Origin of the sequence: Aeromonas bestiarum (assembly GCF_000819745.1) — a bacterium.
GTDB lineage: Bacteria > Pseudomonadota > Gammaproteobacteria > Enterobacterales > Aeromonadaceae > Aeromonas > Aeromonas bestiarum.
In genome coordinates this window covers 205,414-212,655 of sequence record NZ_CDDA01000005.1, presented here as the reverse complement: position 1 = coordinate 212,655, position 7,242 = coordinate 205,414, and the positions used below count along the sequence as shown (strand labels likewise).

Below are 7,242 nucleotides of genomic sequence, written 5' to 3'. Positions count from 1 at the left end.
GAGTCCCGTCCGCTCCGCCACTATTTGAAAAGCCCTGAACGCAAGTTCAGGGCTTTTTTCATTTTAGATATCCAAAAATTCAGCATTCGCTGCCAGTCCTTCCCCTCTTCCAGTATCCATACCACCTCATCCGATGATGTCGCGGGTCCTTGTTGCCGCTATAATGGCCGCCCTCAAGCAAGGTGGTGGTATGAAAGCAGAATATCTACAGCGATTCGGGGGCATTGCCCGTCTTTATGGTCAGAGTGCACTTGGCTCCTTCAGTCAGGCCAGGGTCTGCGTGGTGGGAATAGGCGGGGTCGGCTCCTGGGCGGCCGAGGCGTTGGCCCGCGCCGGCATCAATCAGATCACCCTGATCGACATGGATGATATCTGCATCACCAACACCAATCGCCAGATCCACGCCATGCAGGGTACGGTCGGCCGCCTCAAGACCGAAGTGATGGCCGAGCGCATTCGTGCCATCAATCCGGATTGCGAAGTGATCGAGGTGGATGATTTCGTCACTCCTGACAATCTGGCCGAGCATATCAAGCGGGAGTTTGATTATGTGGTGGACGCCATCGATTCGGTCAAGGCCAAGGTGGCGCTGATAGCCTTCTGCAAGCGCAACAAGATCCCTGTGATAGTGGCTGGCGGTGCCGGCGGGCAGATGGACCCCACCCAGATCACTGTGGCCGATCTGGCCAAGACCATTCAGGATCCACTGGCGGCAAAGGTGCGCTCGGATCTGCGCCGGCTGCACAACTTCAGCAAAAACCCTGCTCGCAAGTTCGGGGTGGAGTGTGTCTTCTCAACCGAGCAGTTGAGTTATCCCGACGGCAATGGCGGCACCTGCCAGGCCAAGGCGGCCAGCGACGGCAACATGAAGATGGATTGTGCTTCCGGCTTCGGGGCTGTGACGCCGGTGACGGCGACCTTCGGGCTGGTTGCCGCTTCCCGGGTGCTGAAGAAGATTGCCGAGCGGGGGGCTAAAGTGGAGCGCCTTGAGGCAGCCGCGAAGGCAGAAGAGATATCGCGGGTGGCCGGAGATCAGACCGACGCCTGATCCCGGACCGCCAGTACTATCGCCCTGAGCCCGTTACCCCGTGACGGGCTCAGGTGTTTTTCCAGCCCCAGTTCGGTGAAATAAGCCTCCATATCAAAGGCCTGAATCACTTCTGCGGATTGGTGGTTGAGCGCCGCCAGCACAATAACGATAAGGCCGCGTACTATGCGGGCATCGGAATCGCAGGCAAAGTGCCAGCATCCATCCTCGGTACTCTCTCCTTTTAACCAGGCCAGGCTCTCGCACCCCTTGAGGCGAAACTCCTCCTGCTGCCATTCGGGCGGCAGCGCAGGCAGTAGCTTGCCGAGCTGGATGATGAGCCGGTACTGGTTCTCCCAGCCGCTGGCGGCGGCGAACTGTCGGCGAATTGCTTCGGCGTCGGGTTCCAGGCCTATGGGGGTGTAGTGCTCGAGGCTTTTCATATCGGTCATGGCTTAAAAGAAATCCTCCAGTCTGGTCAGGGCTGCCAGCAAGGCATCCACGTCGTCTTGATTGTTGTAACAGGCCAGCGAGGCCCGCATGGTGCCGCTGATACCAAGGCTCTCCATCAGCGGCATGGCGCAGTGATGGCCGACCCGCAGCGCTATGCCCTGCATGTCGAGCAGGGTGGCGGCATCTTGCGAGTGGATATCCTGCAGCAGAAAGGAGACGGCACCGGCGCGCTGGCCGGGTTCACCGATGAGGCGCAGGCCCGGCACTTGCCGCAGCCCTGCCACCAGATAGTCGATGAGTCTCTGTTCATGCTGTGCCAGTGCGCCTCTGTCTTGCTGCATGACAAAGTCGATGGCGGCCGCCAGGCCTATGGCACCGGCGATGTGCGGGGTGCCTGCCTCGAACTTGAAAGGTAGGGCGTTGAAGGTGGTGCCGCTGAAACTGACCCTATCGATCATCTCGCCCCCTGCTTGCCAGGGAGGCATGCGCTCCAGCAATTCGGTTCTGCCCCACAGCACACCGATCCCGGTCGGGCCATAGAGCTTGTGGCCGGAGAAGGCATAGAAGTCGCAGCCGATGGCTTGCACATCCACCTCCAGGTGAGCCACCGCCTGGGCACCGTCGATAAGTGTCACGGCGCCAACCGCTTTGGCGGCTGCCACCATCTGGGTGACCGGATTGACGGTACCAAGGGCATTGGAGATGTGGGCCACGCTTACCAGCCGGGTGCGTGGCCCCAGCATGGTGTGATAGGCAGCTATATCGAGATCGCCCCGCTCATCGAGGGGGATGACCCGGATAAGGGCACCGGTGCGCTGGGCAATCAGCTGCCAGGGCACTATGTTGGCATGGTGCTCCAGGGTGCTGAGCACGATTTCATCCCCCGCCTGGAGCTCGCTCAGGCCCCAGCTCTGGGCCACCAGGTTGATCGCCTCAGTGGTACCGCGGGTCCAGATCACCTCGCGACTGTGAGGCGCATTGATAAAGCGGGCGACCGTCTCGCGGGCGGCCTCGAAGGCGCGGGTGGCGCGGCTGCTCAGGGCATGGGCGGCGCGGTGCACGTTGGCATTGTCGGCACTGTAGTAGTGATTGATCGCATCCAGCACCGCCTGGGGTTTCTGGGTGGTGGCGGCATTGTCCAGATAGACCAGAGGATGGCCGTTGACCTGCTGCGCCAAGGCCGGAAACTTGCCGCGTAGTCGGGCGTGCTGTTGCTGATTCATGCTCCCCTCGTCATCATCTGGAAAAGTCGGCCATGATCCTGAAAATGGCGCTCGAACACAAGGCGCACGATGCTTGCCGACTGATGGTGTGTGGCGCAGCGATGCGGCTCGCCCGCTGATTTCTGTTACAATGCCGCCCCTCATCATAAGCCAAGAGATCCGGCCCATGAAGCTTAACCCCAATCAGAACGAAGCGGTCAAGTTTGTCTCCGGCCCTTGCCTGGTGCTGGCGGGAGCCGGATCGGGCAAGACGCGCGTCATCACCAACAAGATCGCCTATCTGGTGCAGCAGTGTGGCTATAACGCCCGCAACATAGCGGCCGTCACCTTCACCAACAAGGCGGCGCGGGAGATGAAGGAGCGGGTCGGTCAGACTCTGGGTCGCAAGGAGGCGCGGGGACTCATGGTCTCCACCTTCCACACCCTGGGTCTCGACATTATACGCCGCGAGCACAAGAGTCTGAATCTCAAGGCTAACTTCTCCCTGTTCGACGACACCGACCAGCTGGCGCTGCTCAAGGAGCTGACCGAGGCTGAGCTGGATAATGACAAGGACAAGCTGTCGGCCCTCATCAGCCAGATCTCCAACTGGAAGAACGACCTCATACTGCCGGCGCGGGCCATGCGTATCGCCCAAGGGCCGGAAGAGGTGCTGATGGCCCAGCTCTACGAGCGCTATCACCGCCAGATGGTGGCCTACAACGCGCTCGACTTCGATGACCTTATCGTGATGCCGACCCTGCTGCTCAAGAGCAATGACGAGGTACGCACCCGCTGGCAGAACAAGATCCGCTACCTGTTGGTCGATGAGTATCAGGACACCAACACCAGCCAGTACGAGCTGGTGAAGCAGATAGTCGGCGAGCGGGCCCGCTTTACCGTAGTGGGGGACGATGACCAGTCCATCTACTCCTGGCGTGGCGCCAAGCCGCAGAACCTGGTGCTGCTCAACGAAGACTTTCCGAGCCTCAAGCTCATCAAGCTGGAGCAGAACTACCGCTCCAAGGGACGCATCCTGAAATGCGCCAACATACTGATCGCCAACAACCCTCACGTGTTCGACAAGGCGCTTTTCTCCGAGCTCGATTACGGGGTGCCGGTCAAGGTGTTGTTTGCCAAGAACGAGGAGCACGAGGCGGAGCGGATTGCCGCCGAGCTGATGGGCCACAAGTTCATGAACCGCACCCGCTTCAAGGATTACGCCATCCTCTACCGGGGAAACCATCAGTCGCGCATCTTCGAGAAGGCGCTGATGACCAACCGCATCCCCTATCGCATCTCGGGTGGCACCTCGTTTTTCTCCCGTACCGAGATCAAGGACATCATGGCTTACCTCAAGCTGCTGGTGAATCCGGACGAGGACACCGCCTTCCTGCGGGTGGTCAACCTGCCGCGGCGGGAGATAGGTCCCACCACGCTCGAGAAACTTGGCCAGTATGCCAACCAGCGTGGCAAGAGCCTGTTTGCCGCCAGCTTCGAGCTGGGGCTGGAACAGTCGCTCTCCGGTCGTGGTCTGGTGGCCCTGCAGGCTTTCACCAACTGGCTGGTGCGACTCGGCGATCAGGCCCTGCGCGGCAATCCGGTGGAGGCGGTGCGGGACATGATCAAGGAGATCCACTATGAGGAGTGGCTCTACGAGACGTCCCCCAGCCCGAAGGCGGCCGAGATGCGGATGCAGAACGTCTCCACCCTCTATCGCTGGATCACCGAGATGCTGGAAGGGGATGAGCTGGAGGAGGCCATGACTCTCGCCCAGGTGGTCACCCGCCTTACCCTGCGCGACATGATGGAGCGCAACGAGGGGGAGGATGATGCGGATCAGGTGCAGCTGATGACGCTGCACGCCTCCAAGGGGCTGGAGTTCCCCTACGTCTTCATGGTGGGGATGGAAGAGGGCCTGTTGCCCCACCAGACCAGCATAGATGAAGACAATGTGGAGGAGGAGCGACGTCTCGCCTACGTGGGTATCACCCGCGCCCAGACCGAGCTGACCTTCACCCTCTGCAAAGAGCGGCGCCAGTATGGAGAGTCGGTGCGGCCTGAGCCGAGCCGCTTCCTGCTGGAGCTGCCTCAGGACGATCTGGAGTGGGAGAACCAGAAGAAGGTGACGGCCGAGGAGCGCCAGCAGAAGGGGCAAGTCGGGGTTGCCAACCTGAGGGCGCTGTTCAAGAAGGATTGAGTCGGCGGCTAGCCGCGCTCACTCTTGGTCTGGGTGAGCAGGGGTGTGATATCGGCTCCCGGCATGGGGGGGGAGATGTAGCGCCCTTGCCCCATCAGGCAACCCATGTCGATCAGCTTCTGCAACTGCTGCTGGTTCTCGATGCCTTCGACTACCAGGGTGAAGTCCAGATCCTGGCAGATATCCCGCATGGCGCGGATCAGCGCCAAATCCTTGGGGGATTGCAGCATGCGATGGGTGAAGCTGTCATCCACCTTGATGTAATCCACCGGGAAATGGAACAGGGCATTGAGGGAGGAGAAGCCGGTGCCAAAATCATCCAGACTGATCTGAATGCCCTTGGCCCTCAGTTCGTGCAGGGAGGTGAGTGCGTCGGAATCCTGCCGCGACAGCTCCCGCTCGTTGAATTCAAAGATGAGATAGCCAGGTGCTATCCCCTCGGTTTCTATGATGTCCATCAGCCGCATGATCTGCTCGTGATTGACCAGATGCTTGCCGGAGAGGTTGATGGCGACCTTGAACTTGCTCTGGCCCGAGATGGGCAACCACTCTTTCAACTGTTGGCAGGTGTGGCGCAGGATCTGGTAATCCAGCTCCTGAATGAGGCCGCACTGCTCCGCCAGCGGGATGAAGTCGAAAGCATCTTTGAGCACCCCCTCTTCGGTGATCCAGCGCGCCATCACTTCCAGTCCGGTCAGGCGGCTGTCCTTGAGCCGGATCACCGGCTGGAAATAGGGCAGTATGCGACCCTCGCGCAGGGCCCTGGCCAGCATCTCTTCCGGTGAGGCCCAGGTCTGGGCAGAACACTCTTCCGAATAGCTGACGATACGGCTGCGCCCGTTGCGCTTGGCCTGATACATGGCCAGATCGGCCTGATGGAGCAGCTGGCTGATGTCGGTGGTCTGTTCCGATACGCTGGCCACCCCCAGGCTGACCGTGATGCTCAACTCGTTGCCTTGCAGCCGGAAGGGATAGGAGAGACGGCTGATGATGCGATTGAGCACAGGGCTGATGTCATCCTCGTTCTTGCTGTTGTCCAGATAGATGACGAACTCGTCCCCTCCCAGCCTGGCCACCATGTCGTTCTGGCGGATGCAGGTTTGCAGGCGGCGGCTCATCTCCTTCAGCAGTTGATCGCCGGCGCCGTGACCCAGGGTGTCATTGACCTGCTTGAAATGATCCACATCGATGAAGATCAGCGAGAACCCGGGTGACTTGTAACGGTGGAAGTGGGTCATGGCATGGTTGAGGTGGTTCATCAGCAGAGCCCGGTTTGGCAGCTGGGTCAGCGGATCGTGCAGGGCATCGAACTGCAGCCTGCGCTCCAGCTCCTGATGCTGCTTGAGCTGCTTCTGCAATCTCAGATTGGTCTGCCGCAGCTGTTGCAGGCGTTGATTGATGGAGTCTTCCGAATTGATGTCGTGCAGCTGTTGCCGGATCCGTCTCAGCTCCAGCAGCAGGGTCAGCTGGCTGCGCAGGAAGTCGAGGAACAGCCGATCGTCCGTCTCCAGCGGTTGCGGGGTGCTGATGATGAAATGGGCGAAATATTGCTGCTGCAGCCGCAGAGGCTGGCTGTACCAGAACAGCTGCTCCCTGTGCTGCTCCATGTTGTTGGTGCTGTGACACATGCCTGCGATGAACTCATCGCCGTGCAGCGGCAGCTCGGGATAGATCTTTTCCAACTGGTGGCTGTCGATGCGCACCAGCAGCATGTCCTGGATGCTCAGCATCTGGCGCAGCACGGCTTCCAGCTGGGAGAACAGGGCCTGGCTGGGCAGGGTATTGGCCAGGCGAATGATGCGATTGATGCTCTCGATTTTTTTCTGCCAGTCCGGATCCTTGCGGATGAGCGGAGAAGCCAGTTCCGAGAGTTGCGAGCCGGCCTGGGTTTCATTCAATCGCTTGGCGAGGCACTCCAGCAGCAGGCGCAGGGTGGGCAACTCCTTGGGCTGGCTGCAGGCCAGCAACCACTGCACCTGGCCATGCTCGATGGGAAACACGCACCAGCCCTGAGCTTCATCAAGCTGGGTCAGCTGCTCGGTGAGTCGTGACTCCTCCAGCCCCAGCTGCAGTTTGAAACTGTCGGAAATCTGATGTTCGCATACCCAGTGCAGCCCTGCTTCTGACAAGCCCAGCATGCCGAAATGCTGCAGCGGGCAGAGCTGGTCCAATTGCTGGATCAGGGTGTCGTAATCTTTGGCCGTGGCAGAGGAGGGGGCAGGGAAATCCATAATAGCGGACACCAACGCCAGCAAGGGAGTCGAATACTGTGGTGCTATGGGTTGCGCTGACATAGAAACTCCCGGTTTGCCTACCCTACAAAGAGTAGCCGGAAGTGAACAGATTGAAAGGGCCGCAAT

5 protein-coding genes are annotated in these 7,242 nt (G+C 60.0%); 2 read left to right on the top strand and 3 right to left on the bottom strand.

From position 1 onward, the window contains the following. The first annotated feature begins 190 nt into the window (after positions 1–190). Positions 191–1,048, top strand: coding sequence for a tRNA cyclic N6-threonylcarbamoyladenosine(37) synthase TcdA (tcdA, locus tag BN1118_RS01675; protein WP_052449144.1), 858 nt, complete (start codon positions 191–193; stop codon positions 1,046–1,048). Here tcdA and BN1118_RS01670 read toward each other — a convergent pair. Next, positions 1,033–1,470, bottom strand: coding sequence for a SufE family protein (locus tag BN1118_RS01670; protein ID WP_043554292.1), 438 nt, complete (start codon positions 1,468–1,470; stop codon positions 1,033–1,035). The genes tcdA and BN1118_RS01670 overlap by 16 nt on opposite strands. A 12-nt stretch (positions 1,471–1,482) precedes the next feature. After that, the gene (locus BN1118_RS01665) at positions 1,483–2,703 is read right to left on the bottom strand and encodes a SufS family cysteine desulfurase (RefSeq protein ID WP_043554277.1); all 1,221 of its coding nucleotides are present in this window, start codon (positions 2,701–2,703) and stop codon (positions 1,483–1,485) included. Positions 2,704–2,869: 166 nt separating this feature from the next. Between BN1118_RS01665 and rep the strand changes: the two genes are divergently transcribed. Beyond that, the gene (gene rep, locus BN1118_RS01660; RefSeq protein WP_043554276.1) at positions 2,870–4,882 is read left to right on the top strand and encodes a DNA helicase Rep; all 2,013 of its coding nucleotides are present in this window, start codon (positions 2,870–2,872) and stop codon (positions 4,880–4,882) included. An 8-nt stretch (positions 4,883–4,890) separates the two neighbouring features. Here the strand turns inward: rep and BN1118_RS01655 are convergent, their stop codons facing one another. Then, on the bottom strand, positions 4,891–7,176 hold the full coding sequence (locus BN1118_RS01655) for a putative bifunctional diguanylate cyclase/phosphodiesterase (RefSeq protein ID WP_043554275.1): 2,286 nt from the start codon (positions 7,174–7,176) through the stop codon (positions 4,891–4,893). Between the last annotated feature and the right edge of the window lie 66 nt (positions 7,177–7,242).

What these genes read in the sequence shown, in the direction of transcription:
- tcdA (WP_052449144.1), top strand. Translation starts at nt 191, where the DNA reads ATGAAAGCAGAATATCTACAGCGATTCGGGGGCATTGCCCGTCTTTAT.
- rep (WP_043554276.1), top strand. Translation starts at nt 2,870, where the DNA reads ATGAAGCTTAACCCCAATCAGAACGAAGCGGTCAAGTTTGTCTCCGGC.
- BN1118_RS01665 (WP_043554277.1), bottom strand. Translation starts at nt 2,703, where the DNA reads ATGAATCAGCAACAGCACGCCCGACTACGCGGCAAGTTTCCGGCCTTG.
- BN1118_RS01670 (WP_043554292.1), bottom strand. Translation starts at nt 1,470, where the DNA reads ATGAAAAGCCTCGAGCACTACACCCCCATAGGCCTGGAACCCGACGCC.
- BN1118_RS01655 (WP_043554275.1), bottom strand. Translation starts at nt 7,176, where the DNA reads ATGTCAGCGCAACCCATAGCACCACAGTATTCGACTCCCTTGCTGGCG.